This is a genomic window from Streptomyces sp. NPDC053367 (assembly GCF_044545925.1).
Taxonomy (GTDB): Bacteria; Actinomycetota; Actinomycetes; order Streptomycetales; family Streptomycetaceae; genus Streptomyces.
This window is the reverse complement of record NZ_JBITYN010000004.1, coordinates 419,875-436,517: the sequence shown is the minus strand read 5'-3', so window position 1 is coordinate 436,517 and position 16,643 is coordinate 419,875. Positions and strand designations below refer to the sequence as shown.

General features: G+C 70.7%; 6 protein-coding genes and 2 pseudogenes. 1 reads left to right on the top strand and 7 read right to left on the bottom strand.

The window, feature by feature from the left end:
- Window positions 1-23: 23 nt before the first annotated feature.
- From aspA to ACIGXJ_RS14620, 7 genes and pseudogenes are all read right to left on the bottom strand, one after another.
- Window positions 24-1,436, bottom strand: coding sequence for an aspartate ammonia-lyase (gene aspA / locus ACIGXJ_RS14650; protein WP_399644540.1), 1,413 nt, complete (start codon window positions 1,434-1,436; stop codon window positions 24-26).
- A gap of 127 nt (window positions 1,437-1,563) precedes the next feature.
- Complete coding sequence (locus ACIGXJ_RS14645; protein ID WP_399644859.1) at window positions 1,564-2,574, bottom strand: asparaginase; 1,011 nt, start codon at window positions 2,572-2,574, stop codon at window positions 1,564-1,566.
- 44 nt (window positions 2,575-2,618) lie between these two features.
- A complete protein-coding gene (locus ACIGXJ_RS14640) occupies window positions 2,619-4,076 on the bottom strand; it encodes an amino acid permease (RefSeq protein ID WP_399644538.1) in 1,458 nt (485 codons plus the stop codon).
- Complete coding sequence (locus ACIGXJ_RS14635) at window positions 4,073-4,750, bottom strand: FadR/GntR family transcriptional regulator (RefSeq protein WP_399644857.1); 678 nt, start codon at window positions 4,748-4,750, stop codon at window positions 4,073-4,075. Before ACIGXJ_RS14635 ends, ACIGXJ_RS14640 begins: the two co-directional genes overlap by 4 nt.
- 266 nt (window positions 4,751-5,016) lie before the next feature.
- A pseudogene (locus tag ACIGXJ_RS14630) lies at window positions 5,017-8,130 on the bottom strand (alpha-amylase family glycosyl hydrolase); the annotation flags it as partial.
- Window positions 8,131-8,198: 68 nt separating this feature from the next.
- Window positions 8,199-11,291 (bottom strand): annotated as a pseudogene (locus tag ACIGXJ_RS14625) (alpha-amylase family glycosyl hydrolase); the annotation flags it as partial.
- Between the two features lie 214 nt (window positions 11,292-11,505).
- The gene (locus tag ACIGXJ_RS14620; protein WP_399644535.1) at window positions 11,506-13,203 is read right to left on the bottom strand and encodes a carbohydrate-binding module family 20 domain-containing protein; all 1,698 of its coding nucleotides are present in this window, start codon (window positions 13,201-13,203) and stop codon (window positions 11,506-11,508) included.
- 497 nt (window positions 13,204-13,700) lie between these two features.
- Here ACIGXJ_RS14620 and ACIGXJ_RS14615 point away from each other — a divergent pair, with 497 nt between their 5' ends.
- Window positions 13,701-16,640, top strand: a complete 2,940-nt coding sequence (locus ACIGXJ_RS14615) for a carbohydrate binding domain-containing protein (RefSeq protein ID WP_399644855.1) — start codon at window positions 13,701-13,703, stop codon at window positions 16,638-16,640.
- The last annotated feature ends 3 nt before the right edge of the window (window positions 16,641-16,643 follow it).

The window sequence follows — 16,643 nt, the reverse complement described above, 5'->3', positions numbered from 1 at the left end:
GCATCCGGCCGGTCCTGGCCCGCTCAGACGAGGGGGGAGCCATTGCCGGCGACGACCTCGGGGCGCAGCAGCGCCGCCAGCCTGTCGGCGGGCAGCAGGCCCTTCTCCAGTACGAGTTCGGCGACACCGCGGCCGGTGACGAGGGCCTCCTTGGCGATGTCGGTGGCGGCCGTGTAGCCGATGTGCGGGTTGAGGGCGGTGACCAGGCCGATGGAGTTCTCCACGCCGGCGCGCAGCGCCTCGGTGTTGGCGGTGATGCCGTCCACGCAGCGCTCGGCGAGCGTGAGGCAGGCGTTGCGCAGATGCGTGATGCTCTCGGAGAGGGAGTGCAGGATGATCGGCTCGAAGGCGTTCAGCTGGAGCTGGCCGGCCTCGGCGGCCATGGTGACGGCCACGTCGTTGCCGATCACCTCGAAGGCGACCTGGTTGACGACCTCCGGGATGACCGGGTTGACCTTGCCGGGCATGATCGACGAACCGGCCTGCACGGGCGGCAGGTTGATCTCGCCGAGACCCGCGCGCGGGCCGGACGACAGCAGTCGCAGGTCGTTGCAGCTCTTCGACAGCTTGACCGCGATCCGCTTGAGCACACCCGACATCTGCACGAACGCGCCGCAGTCCTGGGTGGCCTCCACCAGGTTCGCCGCGGTGACCAGCGGCAGGCCGGTGATGGCGGAGAGGTGACGGCGGGCGGCCTCGGCGTATCCGGCGGGCGCGTTGAGGCCGGTGCCGATGGCGGTGGCGCCGAGGTTGATCTCGTGGATCAGGTCGACGGCCTCGTCGAGGCGGTTGCGGTCCTCGTCGATCATGACGGCGTAGGCCGAGAACTCCTGACCGAGCGTCATCGGGACCGCGTCCTGCAGCTGCGTACGGCCCATCTTGAGGACGTCGCGGAACTCGACGGCCTTGCGCGCGAACGAGTCCTGCAGGACGGCCATCGCCTTGAGCAGCCCCCGCACCGCGAAGACCGTCGCTATCTTGACGGCCGTCGGGTAGACGTCGTTCGTCGACTGGCCGAGGTTGACGTCCTCGTTGGGGTGCAGGAACCGGTACTCGCCCTTGGCGTGCCCGAGCAGTTCCAGCGCCCGGTTGGCCACGACCTCGTTGGCGTTCATGTTCGTCGAGGTGCCCGCACCGCCCTGGATGACGTCGACGACGAACTGGTCGTGCAGCTTGCCGGACCGGATCTCCCGGCACGCGGCGACGATCGCCCGCGCCTTCTCCGGGGCCAGCAGCCCGAGCTCCTCGTTGGCGAGGGCGGCCGCTTCCTTGACTGCCGCCAGGGCGTCGATCAGATGCGGGTACGCGGAGATCGGCGTCCCGGTGATGGGGAAGTTCTCGGTGGCGCGCAGGGTGTGCACGCCCCAGTGGACGTCGGCGGGAATGTCCCGGTCCCCGAGGAGATCGTGCTCGCTGCGGGTGACGACGGAGGTCATGAAAGGTCTTCTGCTTTCTCGAGGAAGCTAGCTTGGGAGATGTCCCTCAGGGGCGCGGGGAACTGCGCGACGAGCCGCAGACGGCGTGCAGACCGACGACGACCGGCAGTCCCCCTTCGAACCGCGATCAGGGCGTCACGGCAACAGGGTCGAGCGCCCGCACCGGCCGCACAGAACCCACCGGCACGCCCCCGCCCAGCAACGCCTCCCCGGCGAACGCCCCGAGCAGCTCGGGGTCGACGCCGGCACGAGCCAACGCCGCCGCGGCCACAGGAATCCGCGCCCGGTCCGCCCCGTCGGCGATCTTCACGGCGACGGCCCGCCCGTCGGGCAGCGCCGCGACCTGGACGCCCTCGAACCCGTCCTTGGCGAGCAGCCCGGGCACGGCGGCCATCAGCTCGGCCACGTCGCGCCCCGCGCCCGACGCCATCTCCGCGTGGGAACGCATCGCGTCGGCGACCCGTGCCTCGGGGGTACCGGGCGCGGCTGCGGCGATACGGGCCGCGGCGCGGGCGAGCCCGTGCAGGGAGACGGAGAACAGCGGCGCGCCGCAGCCGTCCACGGTGACCCGGGCGATCCGCTGCCCGGTGAGGTCCTCGACGATCTCGGCGACGGCCTTCTGGAGGGGGTGCCCGGGATCGAGGTAGTCCTCCGGGGACCAGCCGTTGAGCCGGCAGGTGTACAGCATGGCCGCGTGCTTGCCGGAGCAGTTCTGGACGAGCCGCGAGGGCTTCCGGCCGGCGCGGATCCAGGCGTCCCGCACCTCGGGCCCGTACGGCATGTCCGGGGTGTTGCGCAGGTCGCCCTCGCTCAGTCCGGCCATGTCCAGGATGCGCAGGGCCCCGGCGATGTGCCGCTCCTCGCCGGAGTGGCTGGCCGCGGCGAGGGAGAGGAGCTCGCCCTCCAGGGGCAGCCCGGCGCGGACCATGGCGACGGCCTGGACGGGCTTGAGGGCGGAGCGCGGGTAGAACGCGGCCTCGATGTCGCCGAGCTGGAACTCGACCCGGCCGTCGGCGCCGAGGACGACGACGGAGCCGTAGTGGATGCCCTCGACGACCCCGCCGCGGAGGAGGTGGGCGACGGGGGCGTGGAGGGGTTCACGGACGGCGGGGGCGTCCGCGAGGGCGTTGCTGTACATCACTGCCTGGCTCACTGGTGGGTGGCTGTCGGCCGGTGCGCGGGTCACGCGTCGGCCCTGGTGGAGGTGCGCTCGATGCGGCCGCGGACGGCGTACCAGCCGGCGACCAGCGCGGCGACGATCAGCGGCAGGCACAGCACGGTGGTGCGTCCCGCGCCGCCGTCGGCGTACATGAGGACCAGGACGGAGGCGAGGAACGCCAGCGTCACGAGTTCGGTCCAGGGGGAGCCCGGCAGCCGGTAGCCGGGGCGGGTCAGCTCGCCCTTCTCGGTCTTCCGCCAGAAGAGGAGGTGACAGAGCATGATCATGCCCCAGGTGGCGAGGATGCCGAGCGCGGCGAAGTTGAGGACGATCTCGAAGGCGTCCTTGGGGACGACGAAGTTCAGGCCGACGCCGAGGACGCAGATGCCGCTGGTGAGCAGGATGCCGCCGTAGGGGACCTGGCTGCGGCTCATCGCGCCGGTGAACTCCGGGGCGGAGCCGTGGACGGCCATGGAGCGCAGGATGCGGCCGGTGGAGTACAGGCCGGAGTTCAGCGAGGACATGGCCGCCGTGAGGACGACGAGGTTCATGATGCCGCCGGCCGCCGGGACCCCGATGTTGGAGAGCACGGTGACGAACGGGCTCTCCCCCGCCCGGTACGACGACCAGGGCAGCAGCATCGACAGCAGGACGACCGAGCCGACGTAGAACAGGCCGACGCGCCACATGATCGAGTTGATCGCCTTCGGCATGATCTTCTCGGGGTTCTCGGTCTCACCCGCGGCGACGCCGACCAGCTCGACGGAGGCGTAGGCGAAGACGACGCCCTGGACGATCAGCAGCATGGGCAGCAGGCCGTTGGGGAAGATGCCGCCGTGGTCGGTGATCAGGGACGGGCCGGGGGTGGTGCCGTCGACGGGGTGCTGCGTGACCAGCAGGAAGATGCCGATGCACAGGAAGACGACGAGCGCGCCGACCTTGACGATCGCGAACCAGAACTCCAGCTCGCCGAAGATCTTGACCGAGATCAGGTTGACGGTCAGCACGATCGCGAGGGCGATCAGCGCGATCAGCCATTGCGGGATGTCGGAGAACATGCCCCAGTAGTGCGTGTACGTCGCGACCGCGGTGATGTCGGCGATGCCGGTGGTGGCCCAGTTGAGGAAGTACATCCAGCCCGCGGTGTACGCCCCCTTCTCGCCCAGGAACTCACGGGCGTACGACACGAAGGCGCCGGACGAAGGGCGGTAGAGGACCAGCTCGCCGAGCGCGCGGACGACGAGGAAGGCGAACACGCCGCAGACGGCGTAGGCGATGAAGAGGGAGGGGCCGGCGTCGGCGAGGCGGCCGCCGGCGCCGAGGAAGAGGCCGGTGCCGATCGCGCCGCCGATGGCGATCATATTGACGTGCCGGTGCTTCAGGGACTTGCTGTAGCCGGCGTCTCCGGCGTCCACATGCGCGCTGGAACGTTTCTGCATCCGCCCGTTCTGCACGTCGTCGTGCAGGGACTGCTCGCTCACGCCTCGGGTCCGCCTTCCGTAGGGCCGCTCGTGCGAGGGGAGCGCACGATGTCGGTGAGGGTGGTCTCGACGCGGTCGAGATGGTGGCTCATGGCCTCGATCGCGTCGTGCTCGGAACCGTCGATCAGCGCCTCGACGATGGCGCGGTGCTCACGGTTGGACTGCTCGCGGCGGCCGCCCAGCTCGTTGAGGAAGGCCGACTGACGCGCCAGTGCGTCGCGGATCTCCTCGATGACCCGGCGGAAGACCGGGTTCTGCGCGGCCTCGGCCACGGCCAGGTGGAACAGGGTGTCCATCGCGACCCACGCCGTGGTGTCGGTCTCCCGCTCCATGCGCTCCATCAGGTGCGCGAGGTGGTCGAGGTTCTCCGGCGTGCGGCGCAGGGCGGCGTACCCGGCGACCGGGATCTCCACATGGCGGCGCACCTCCAGCAGGTCGCTGGCCGCGTAGTCGCCGAAGGTGGGGTCCTCCACGGCGTTGGCCACGACGAAGGTGCCGCTGCCGGTCCGCGACCTGGTCAGACCCATGGTCTGCAGCGCGCGCAGCGCCTCGCGGAGCACGGGCCGGGAGACCTCCAGGGTGCGGCAGAGCTCCGCCTCGGAGGGGAGCTTGTCCCCTATGGCGTACTCGCCGCGCTCGATGGCACCGCGGAGGTGGGCGAGCACCGCTTCCATGGCGCTGACGCGCCGCGGGACCGCTCCACCTGTCTGGCTGTCTGACAGGTTCACGGGAGAGATGTTCCGGGTGGGCAGAGGGTGCTGTCAAGGCGGGTGAAAGGAAAGTTTCAGCGGTGCAGGTGCCATGTAAGGCGGCTTGCGCCCCATCGGATGAGGGAAAGCGCAGGTCACGGCGGGGCCGCGGCGCGCCTGGACCGGCGGTCCGCGGACCGTGGTGCGGGAGGGCGACCGCCCTCCCGCACCACGCGCACAGACGGATCTCAGCCCCGCACGGCCACCCCGGTCGCCGCGAGGAGCGCGCCGTTGCCCACCCGCTGCGTCGCGACGAGCTGGCCCCGCAGCGCCTCGGCGATACGGTCACGGTCGCGCGGGTCGACGGTGAACGCCGGCAGACCGGCCAGGTCGGGGTGCGCGGCCTTCTCGTCGGCGGTGAGCTCGGCCGGCCTCAGCCGCAGCCACCGGCCCTCGTCCGACAGCGCCCCGTCCACGACGGTGAGCGTGCCCGGGTCGGCGTACACCAGCTGCTGCGTGGTCGCGGCGGTCGCCTTCACGTCCCACACCAGGGTGTGTGCGCCGATCCAGTGCGCCTTCGACCGGGACAGGTCCAGGTCGGGGGCGGTGCCGACCGTGGGCAGCAGATAGCCGCCTGCGCCGCCGACCAGCCAGACCTCCTTGCCGTACGCGGCGAAGTCCAGGGACCGGTCGCTCGCCAGGTCCTTCTCGTCGCCCTTGTGCACGATGTAGCTGAGGGAGGCCGCGTTGTCCGCGAGGGGCACCTCGAAGGTGACGCCGAAGGTGTCCCGGCCGACCGGCAGCAGCGGCTTGGTCCAGTCGGTGGGGTTCGCGGCGCCGGTCCAGGTGTGCATACCCCAGCCGTCGTAGTCGCCGTCGGCGCGGTGGTAGTGCAGGACCGCCTTGCGGCCCTCCTGCGGCGGATAGGTACCCTCGGGCGCGGTCTCCGCCTGGCCGTCGTCCCCCTGCTCGATCCAGACGGCGCCCGTCCTGGCCAGCTCGATCGTGCGCGCCGGGCCGTCGGCCACGCCATTCCTGCGGACGGTGTACGTCACGTCGGCGGCGTCCTCGGCGAGGTCGATCCACGCGAAGGCGCCGTAGGCGTCGCGGCCCACGAAGTCGGCCGTCGCCGTCCCGGCCGTGAGCTGCCAGCCGTCGTAGTCCCCGTCCGGGCGGCGGTAGTGCACCACCGCGTAGTCGCGCTCCACGGCGCTCGGCCGGGCCGGCTTCGGCGGCCGGCCGGCGGTGGTGGCGGCGAGGGCGCTGCCGGTGCGGCCGCGGCTGTCGACGACGACGGCCTTGTAGCGCAAGGGTGTCCCGGCCTCGACCGTGTCCGGGAGGTGTTGCGTGACCTGGTAGGGCGCGTGGTCGGCCGAACCCAGCACCCGCCAGGGCTGGTTGCCGACCTGCGCGGCGAACACCACACGGTGCAGGCCGTCTCCCGGCACCTCGGCCGAGATCTCCACGTCCCCGACGGCACCCGCCGCGGGTGCCTTCAGGGTGACCGTGGGCGCGGCGGCCGGAAGCGGCAGTCGCCGGTCCGCCTTCAGCACGATCGACGACAGGGCCGGGACGGTCACGGTCACCCTGCGGTCGGCGTCACTGCGCACGACCGCCGCAGTGCCGTACAGCGGCTTGAACCTGGTCCGCGCCGACCCGACGGTCAGCTCGACGGTCCTCGGCTCGGTGGCGTTGTTGACCGCCACCAGGTGCTCCACACGCTGCCGGGCGTCCGTGCGCGAGAACGCGTACACGCCCTGGCCGCTGTCGGCGTGGAGCTCGGTCTGCACGCCGTCGCGCAGAGCGGGGTGCGCCTTGGTCAGCCTCGACAGGGCCGCGATCGAGCGATACAGCGGATGCCGGGTGTCGTAGGCGTCCGAGGCGTGGGTGCGGTCGGTGCCGATCTGGTCGTCGTCCAGGTAGTCGGGCACCTGCGAGGCGAACATCGTCTGACGTGCGCCCTTGTCCCCGCCCGGGCCGGTGAAGCCCTGCTCGTCGCCCGCGTAGATCACCGGGTTGCCGCGCGAGAGGAACAGCAGCTCGTGGGCGAAGCGGTCACGCCTGAGCAGCTCGGCGTCGCTCGCACCCGGGTTGTCCTGGGCGAGGAAGCTGCCGATACGGCCCATGTCGTGGTTGCCGAGGAACGTGACCTCGTTGTACGCGTTGGCCTTGTCCGTGGTGTACCGGTGGTCCTGCGCGAACAGGGCGGACAGCGAGGCGGCGGACCGGCCCTGGGAGGCGTAGCCCCGCACGGTGTTCTGCAGCGGGAAGTCGAGGGTCGCGTCGAGCCGGCCCTGGGTCAGATAGGGCGCGATGACGGCCGGGTCGGAGGACAGCGTCTCACCGAAGACGAAGAAGTCCTTGCGGCCCCTCTTCGCGGCGTAGGCGTCGATGGCGGTGGCCCACTGGGTCCAGAACTCCATGTTGACGTTGCGGACGGTGTCCACGCGGAAGCCGTCGACGTCGAAGTCTCTGATCCACTTCTGGTAGATGCGCTCCATGCCCCTGACGACCTCGGGGCGTTCGGTCCACAGGTCGTCCAGACCGGTGTGGTCGCCGTACAGGCCGCTCTCCCCGACGAAGGTCGAGTCGCCGCGGTTGTGGTACATCGCGGGGTCGTTGAGCCAGGCCGGGACCTTCGTCCGCTCCTCGCCCCCGGTGACCACGGGCGTGTAGGGGAAGCTGTCGGCGTCGACCTCGCGCGCCTCCTCGGTGTCGTCGAAGGGCCGGCCCTCGGTGTCCAGGTACGGATAGGCGCCCTTGGAGCGGTAACCGAACTCCTTCTCGGCGTAGGTGACGGTGTCCGCGGTGTGGTTGGTGATGACGTCGAAGAACACCTTCATGCCCCGCGCGTGCGCCTGGTCGATGAGCCTCTCCAGGTCGGCGTTGGTGCCGAAGTGCGGGTCGACCTGGGTGAAGTCGGTGATCCAGTAGCCGTGGTAGCCCGCGGACTCGCCGCCGCCCTGCACGGGTTTGTTCTTGAAGATGGGCGCCAGCCAGATGGCGGTGGTGCCGAGGCCCTTGATGTAGTCCAGCCGGTCGATCACCCCCTGCAGGTCGCCACCCTGGTAGAAACCCTTGTCGGTGGGGTCGTAGCCGGTCTTCGTGCGGTCGCCGGACAGGCCGCCCCGGTTGTTGGCGGGGGTGCCGTCGGCGAACCGGTCGGGCAGCAGGAAGTACGCCTGCTCCCGGGTGAGGTCGTGCCGGGCGGGCTCGGCGGCCAGCCGGGCGTCCGACGGCGGGTCCTGCGGCCGGGGGCCGGCCGTCGCGGGCTGGGCGGCCTGCACGGAGCCGGCGAGCAGCGCGGCGGCGACGGCCGCCACGGTCAGGGGCAGGGCTCTGCGCCGGGGGCGGTGCGCGTGCATCGGGGTGTCCTCCGTGTCGGTGGGCTGTCGGGGCGAAACGGTCACCACTCGGTCCTTCCGGTCGGTACGGCGAGGCGGACGCCGGTCGCGCCCAGGAGGGCGCCGCTGTCGGCCCGCTGGGTGGCGATCAGTCCGCCGCCGAGCGCCTCGGGGACCCGGTCGCGGTCGCGCGGGTCGACCCTGAACGCGGAAGCGTCCGCGAACTGCGGATACGACTCCCGCTGTGCCTGCGTCAGCTCCGCGGGCACGAGCCGCAGCCAGCGGCCCTCGTCGCGCAGCGCGCCGCCCACGATCTCCGGCTCGCCGTCGGTCGCGTACACCAGTTGCTGGCTGGCCACCCCGGTGCCCTGCCCCGCCCAGACGACGGTGTCGTCGCCGATCCAGGTGGCCGCGCGGGTGCCGAGGTCCAGGCCGAACGCGCCGCTGAGTGAGGGGGCCAGATAGACCGGGTCACCGGCGACGCGCCACACCTCGTGCCCGTACAGCGAGAAGTCGAGGGCCTCGTCGACGGGGATGTCCTTCTGCTCCTTCTTGTGCAGGACATAGCTGAGGGAGGCGGCGCCGTCCCGGAGCGGCACCTCGAAGACGAGGCCGAAGGAGTCGCGGCGCACCGGCCGGACGGGGTCGTTCCACTCGGGAGGGTCCGCCGAGCCGGTCCAGGTGTGCAGGCCCCAGCCGTCGTAGTCGCCGTCGGGCCGGTGGTAGTGCAGGACCGCCTTGGTGGTGTCCTGGGGAGGCCGTGCCTGCCGGGGCCGGTCGGTGCGGACGGTGGTGCTGCCCTCGCGGGTCCACACCTCCCCCGCCACGGCGAAGTCGACGCTGCGTTCCTGGGCGTCCGCGAGGCCGTCCTTCTCGATGGTGAAGCGGACCGGTCCTGACGTGACCGGGATCCAGGCGAAGGCTCCGTAGGCGTCCCGGCCGGCGAGGGGGGCCGTCGTGCCCGTGGCCGTCCTCAGCCTCAGTCCCTCGTAGTCGCCGTCGGCGCGCTGGTGGTGGACGACCCCGTAGGTCCGCTGCACCGTGGGCCTACCCGGCGAGGCGGGCTGTCCGGCGGTGGTGGCGGCCAGGGCGCTGCCGGTGCGGCCACGGCTGTCGACGACGACGGCCTTGTAGCGCAAGGGTGTCCCGGCCTCGACGGTGTCCGGGAGGTGCTGGGTGACCCGATAGGGGGCGTGGTCGGCCGAGCCGAGAACCTTCCAGGGTCCGTTGCCGACCTGCGCGGCGAACACCACGCGATGCAGCGGGCCTTGCGACACCTGCGCGTCGATCTCGGCGTCCCCGGTGGCGCCGGGTGCGGGTGCCTTCAGGGTGACCGTGGGCGCGGCGGCCGGAAGCGGCAGTCGCCGGTCCGCCTTCAGCACGATCGACGACAGGGCCGGGACGGTCACGGTCACGCTGCGGTCGGCGTCACTGCGCACGACCGCCGCAGTGCCGTACAGCGGCTTGAACCTGGTCCGCGCCGACCCGACGGTCAGCTCGACGGTCCTCGGCTCGGTGGCGTTGTTGACCGCCACCAGGTGCTCCACACGCTGCCGGGCGTCCGTGCGCGAGAACGCGTACACGCCCTGGCCGCTGTCGGCGTGGAGCTCGGTCTGCACGCCGTCGCGCAGAGCGGGGTGCGCCTTGGTCAGCCTCGACAGGGCCGCGATCGAGCGATACAGCGGATGCCGGGTGTCGTAGGCGTCCGAGGCGTGGGTGCGGTCGGTGCCGATCTGGTCGTCGTCCAGGTAGTCGGGCACCTGCGAGGCGAACATCGTCTGGCGGCTGTCGACGTCACCACGGGGGCCGGTGAAACCCTGCTCGTCGCCCGCGTAGATCACCGGGTTGCCGCGCGAGAGGAACAGCAGCTCGTGGGCGAAGCGGTCACGCCCGAGCAGCTCGGCGTCGCTCGCACCCGGGTTGTCCTGGGCGAGGAAGCCGCCGATACGGCCCATGTCGTGGCTGCCGAGGAACGTGACCTCACCGTAGGCGTCGGCCTTGTCGGTGGTGTACCGGTAGTCCTGGGCGAGGACGTGGGAGAGGTCCGTGGCCGGGGCGCCTCGGGAGGCGTAGTTGCGCAAGGCGGCCTGGAGCGGGAAGTCGAGGGTGCCGTCGAGGCGGCCCTGGACGAGGTAGGGGGCCATCACCACGGGGTCGGCCGAGAACGCCTCGCCGAAGACGAAGAAGTCGGGGCGTCCGTGCCGGGCCGCGTAGGTGTCGAGCGCGGTGGCCCACTCGGTCCAGAACTCCATGTTGACGTTCTTCGCGGTGTCGACGCGGAAGCCGTCCACCCCGAAGTCGTCGACCCACTTCTCGTAGATCCGCGCCATGCCCCGCACCACTTCAGGGCGCTCGGTCCACAGGTCGTTGTTGCCCAGGAAGTCGCCGTACAGCGCGCTCTCGCCGGCGAACGTGGAGTCGCCGCGGTTGTGGTACATGGTCGGGTCGTTGAGCCAGTCGGGGACCATGCGGTCGTGTTCGCCGGTGCGCAGCCGCGGGGTGTAGGGGAAGCTGTCGGCGTCGACCTCGCGCATGCCCTCGCTGTCGTCGAAGGGGCGGCCCTCGGTGTCCAGGTACGGGTAGGCGCCCTTGGAGCGGTAGCCGTACTGCTTCTCGGCGTAGTCGACGGTGTCGGCGGTGTGGTTGGTGATGACGTCGAAGAAGACCTTCATGCCCTTGGCGTGGGCCTGGTCGACAAGTTCGCGCAGTTCGGCGTCGGTGCCGAAGTGCGGGTCGACCTCGGTGAAGTCGGTGATGGCGTACCCGTGGTAGTTGGCCGACTGGTGGCGGCCCACCGTCTGCACCGGTTTGTTCCTGAACACAGGTGTCATCCACAGGGCGGTGGTGCCGAGACCCTTGATGTAGTCCAGCCGGTCGGTCACCCCTTTGAGGTCGCCGCCCTGGAAGTAGTACTTGTCGGCGGGGTCGAACCCCGTGTGCGAGCGGTCGCCGTCGAGACCGCCCGAGTCGTTGGCGGGGGATCCGTCGGCGAAACGGTCGGGCAGCAGCAGGTAGAACTGCTCGCGGGAGGGGGCGGGGCGGGCCGGTTCACGTGCGAGGACGGCGTCGGCGGGTGGTTCCGGCGCGGTGGCGGCCGCCGGGGACGGCACCGCCGGTGCCGGGGAGCCGGTCGCGGACGCCGGAGGAGCTGCGGCGGATGCCGCGGGCGCGGTGGGCGACAGGACGGACAGGGCCGGCACGGTCAGCACGAGGGCCAGGTACCGGGCAGCGCTGCGCCTGGGCGGGACTAAGGTCACGGGGCCTTTCTCCTGAACGGTCTCACAGGGGCGTGCCGTCCGCGGACGCGGACGGCGGGGTGGTGCGGTGGTCACCCCGCCCGCGCCGCGGGGGCGGCGGGCGGGGCTGTCGGTGGGGGCGAGACCGCGGTGGACCGGCTCAGTTGCGCCAGGTGTCGTTCACCGTGACCCCGCCCGCGGCCGGGACGGTGGCGGTGCGGTCGGCCCCGCTCTCCCAGGTGACGTTGCCGGCGGCGTCCTTGCGGACGTACTTGTAGGCGAAGGTCGTTCCGGCGGGGAGGCCGACGTCGAGCTTCCACACGGGGTAGCTCGCCGGGTCGAGCTTGAGGGCGTTCGCCGGGTTCCAGTTGCCGAGGGCGGCCTGGTTGCCGGTGACGTAGATGCCCTGACCCCAGCTCGTGGTGGCGTCGACGTTGAAGGACGCGCCGGACGGGTCGACGGGGTCGCCGCCGCTGTCGTCGCACTCCGTCGCCCCTGTGTGCAGGGCGAGGGCGCTGTTCGCGCCGAGGGTCGCGGTGAAACGGCCCGAGCCGTCGACCGTGACCGGCTTGTCGCTCTGCACGTCGCAGTAGGTGCCCGCGGGCAGGGACGTCTGGTAGGTGCGGGTCAGCGAGGACGGCTCGTGGTTGATCGCCACGAAGGCCTTGTCGCCGCGGCCGAAGGCGATGGCGTTGCCGCCGTTGTCCCACCAGTTCGTGACGGCCGAGCTGCCCGCGGTGTTGCGCAGGGCGACCATGGAGGCGATCTCCCGCCATGCGTGCTGGCACTTCCAGCCCTCGGAGTAACAGGCGGTCACCTGGCCGCCGTTGGGCGGGCCGTCGTTGTGGCCGCTGAACTCGTAGCCGGAGTGGACGTCGGGCGAGCCATAGGGCCAGGCCAGCATGAAGACGTGCGCGAGGGTGTAGTTCGCCCCGTCCTTGTAGGACAGGGTGTTGCCGTTGCGCTCGGTGTCGTGGGTGGTGACGAAGACGGAGGCGCTCGCGCTCGGGACATAGCCCCAGCTCTCGCCGAAGTTCTTCAGGTACGCCAGCTTCTCGCTGCTGAAGACGCGCTTCAGGTCACCGGCGTAGGCGAACTCCTGGACGTCGCCGATGCCGGTGTACTGGCCGGGCTGCACGATCTCGCCGGCGGCGCCGATGGTCTCCTGCTTCCAGTGGACGCCCGGGTTGCTCAGCCGGCTCTTGATGGCGCTCAGGTCCGCCGGGGGGATGTGCTTGGCGGCGTCGATCCGGAAGCCGTCGACCCCGAGGGAGAGCAGGTCGTCGAGGTAGGCGGCGATCCTGTTGCGGACGTGCTCCTCGCCGGTGTCCAGGTCGGGCAGTCCGCCCAGTTCGCAGTGCTGGACGTTCCAGGCGTCGCGGTAGTTGTCGACCGAGGTGGTGCAGTCGTCGAGGTCGGACGCGGAGTACGTGCCGGGGTAGTCGTACTTGGAGAACGGCGAGCCGCCCGACCCTGTGCCGGAGCTGTTCGCCATGTGGTTGATCACCGCGTCGGCGACGACCTTGACTCCGGCGGCGTGGCAGGTGTCGACCATCGCCTTGAAGGCGGCGCGGTCGCCCAGCCTGCCGGCGATCTTGTAGCTGACGGGCTGGTAGGCGGTCCACCAGGGGGTGCCCTGGAGGCGTTCCTGCGGCGGCGACACCTGGACGTACCCGTATCCGTCCGGACCGAGGTCGTCGGTGCAGGCTTTCGCCACGGAGCTGAACTTCCACTCGAACATCACGGCCGTGACGTCCTTGCCCCCGGGCGGCGCCGCCTGAGCGGTGCCCGGCACCGTAACGGCCACAGCGGCTCCCGCGACAAGCGCGAGTGCGGCGGCCATGGTCCTGCTGGCCATGGTTCCTCCTGGTCCACAGAAGTGGGGGTGCGGATGAGAGGCCTCACGCAGCAACGCGCCATGCCAGAAGGCCCTTTGATGTTTCTTGCTGAAACTCGACGGAACATCTTGCGGTCGTGAAGGTACGAGCTGCCGCCCTAGCTGGTCAACCCTTCAAGCAGCACCTGTTCCCGTCCTCCACAAGCCCAAGGTCGCCAATGGGCAGGCCAGTTGGGCCGTTGAAAACTCTTTCGCAATCATTGCAACGGTGTTACGTTCACCCACACGTCCGGCCTTGGATCCGGTGGGACGGCGACGGCATCAAGTCCCCTCCCCGACGCGCCCGGACCTCCAGGGCCGGTCGTCCCAGCCCCTGGCGTCAGCGGCACTTCCGGCACGCCCACACCTCACCCGCGAAATGGCATGCCCATGCCATCCACGGAAGCGCTTGCCCCGCCGGACACTCCCCCTCCCCACCGGAGACGCACATGAGACGCGACAGACCCCCCGTCCGCGGCATGACCGCGGGCGCCCTGGCCGGAGGGCTGCTGGCCCTGGCGGCCGTCACCGGCCCGCCGGCCGCTCCCCCCACCGAACCGGTGGCCGCCACCGGGAACTCGGCGACGGTCTACTACTCCACGAAGACCCGGAACTGGTCCTCCACCTATCTGCACTACGCCCCGACCGGCGGCTCCTGGACCACCGTGCCGGGCACCCTGATGCAGCCCGCCTGCACGGACTGGGTGAAGCTCACCGTCGACCTGGGCTCGGCCGCCGGGCTGCAGGCCACCTTCAACAACGGCTCAGGCACCTGGGACAACAACGCCGGGCGGAACTACGCCCTGGGCACCGGGGACATCACCGTCAAGGACGGCGTGGTGGCGCACAGCGACCCCTGCGCCGGCACGGATCCCGGCACCCCCCGGTCGGCGACCGTGTACTACTCCTCCCAGTCGCTCGGCTGGACCACCGTGAACATCCACTACCAGCCGGCCGGCGGCTCCTGGACGGCCGTGCCCGGCGTCGGCATGGAAGCCGCGTGCACGGGCTGGTGGAAGCGGACCCTCGACCTCGGGTCGGCCACCTCCCTGAAGGCCGCCTTCAACAACGGCAACGGCACCTGGGACAACAACAACGGGGCCGACTACTCGATCCCGTACGGGATCAGCACGGTGAAGAACAACACCGTCACCGCGGGCGCCACCGACCCGTGCGCGCAGACCCGGCCGGACACCCAGGCACCCACCGTGCCGACCGGTGTCGCCGCCTCGGCCACCGGCACCTCGGTCGTGCTGTCCTGGCAGCCCGCCACCGACGACACGGGGGTGACGGGCTATCAGGTGACACGTACGGGCGGCACCAAGGGCTCGACGGTCACCGACGTGTCCTCCACCGTGTTCTCCGACACCGGCCTGGAGGCGAGCACCGCCTACACCTACACGGTCCGGGCCGTGGACGCCGCCGGGAACGTCTCCGCCGCCTCCACCGCGGCGCGCGTGACGACCGGGAGCGCCCCGCAGGAACCCGCCACCGGCACCCCGCTGGGCACGGACCCGCGCAAGGACCCGATCTACTTCGTGCTCACCGCTCGCTTCTACGACGGTGACAGCACCAACAACCGCGGCGGCAGCCAGCACGTGAAGTCCGGCAACGCCGCGAACGACGACCCCATGTTCCGCGGCGACTTCAAGGGCCTGGTCGACAAGCTCGACTACATCAAGGGTCTCGGCTTCTCCGCCGTGTGGATCACCCCGGTCGTGCTCAACCGCTCCGACTACGACTACCACGGGTACCACGGCTACGACTTCTACAAGGTCGACGCCCGGCTGGAGTCGGCCGGCGCGTCCTACCAGGACCTCATCGACGCCGCCCACGCCAAGGGCATGAAGATCTACCAGGACGTGGTCTACAACCACTCCTCCCGCTGGGGCGCCAAGGGCCTGTTCACCCCGACCGTGTACGGCGTGCGCGACTCCCAGTGGAGCTGGTACTACGACGCGAGGAACGAGGGCTTCGAGTACGACGGCCTGAGCGTGGACCCGCAGTCCGGCAAGTCCTACTACAACGGCGACCTGTGGTCGACGGCCGAGCCGACCGGCAACACCTGTCTGAACTGGGGCAAGCCGACCGGAGGCAGGAGCGCCGAGGGCTACACGGTCTACAACTGCCAGTGGCCGAGCCCCACCTCGGGCATGTTCCCGAAGGCGTACTACCACCAGTGCTGGATCGGCAACTGGGAGGGCGAGGACTCCCGCTCCTGCTGGCTGCACGAGGACCTCGCCGACTTCGACACCGAGTCGGCGCCCGTGCAGAACTATCTGATCGGCGCGTACAACAAGTACATCGACATGGGCGTGGACGGCTTCCGCGTCGACACCGCCGTGCACATCCCGCGGGTCACCTGGAACCGCCGCTTCCTGCCGGCCATCCACGACCGGGTCGCCCAGCGGTTCGGCGCGCAGGCCGCCGAGAACTTCTTCGTGTTCGGCGAGGTCGCCGCGTTCGTGAACGACAAGTGGAACCGCGGCTCCCCCAACCACTCCGCGCAGTTCTACACCTGGAAGGAGCGCCGGGAGTACAGCGCCGACGACAGGGCGGCCGCGCTGGAGAGTTACGAGTACGAGCAGCAGCAGGGCACCGGCAACCAGCCGACGTCCACCAACGCCTTCCTGAACGGCAACAGCTACCACACGCCGGACCACAGCAGGTTCTCCGGCATGAACATCATCGACATGCGCATGCACATGAACTTCGGTGACGCGCAGAACGCCTTCGGCAACGGCAAGGACTCCGACGACAGCGTCAACGACGCCACGTACAACGTCGTCTACGTCGACAGCCACGACTACGGCCCGAACAAGAGCAGCACCCGCTACACCGGCGGCACCGACGCCTGGGCCGAGAACATGTCGCTGATGTGGACCTTCCGCGGCATCCCGACGCTGTACTACGGCTCGGAGATAGAGTTCCAGAAGGGCGCGAAGATCGACTGCGGGCCCACCTGTCCGCTCGCCACCACCGGCCGCGCCTACTTCGGCGACCACCTCAAGGGCAGCCTGTCGGTGTCCGGATTCTCCAAGGTGGACTCCGCGAGCGGCCAGGTGGCCACCACGCTCAGCCAGCCCCTGGTGAAGCACGTCCAGAGGCTGAACCAGATCCGCCGGGCGATCCCCGCGCTGCAGATGGGCCAGTACTCCACCGACGGCATCTCGGGCGGCATGGCCTTCAAGCGGCGCTACACCGCCGGAGGCACGGACAGCTTCGCGCTGGTCACCGTCTCGGGCGGCGCCACGTACACCGGCATCCCGAACGGCACCTACCGGGACGCCGTCACCGGCGACGTCAAGGCCGTCACGGGCGGCACGCTCTCCGTCGCCGCACCCGGCAAGGGCAACCTGCGGGTGTACGTCCTCGACGGCCCGGGCAGGATCGGCGCCGACGGGCCCTGGCTGAAGTGAGGC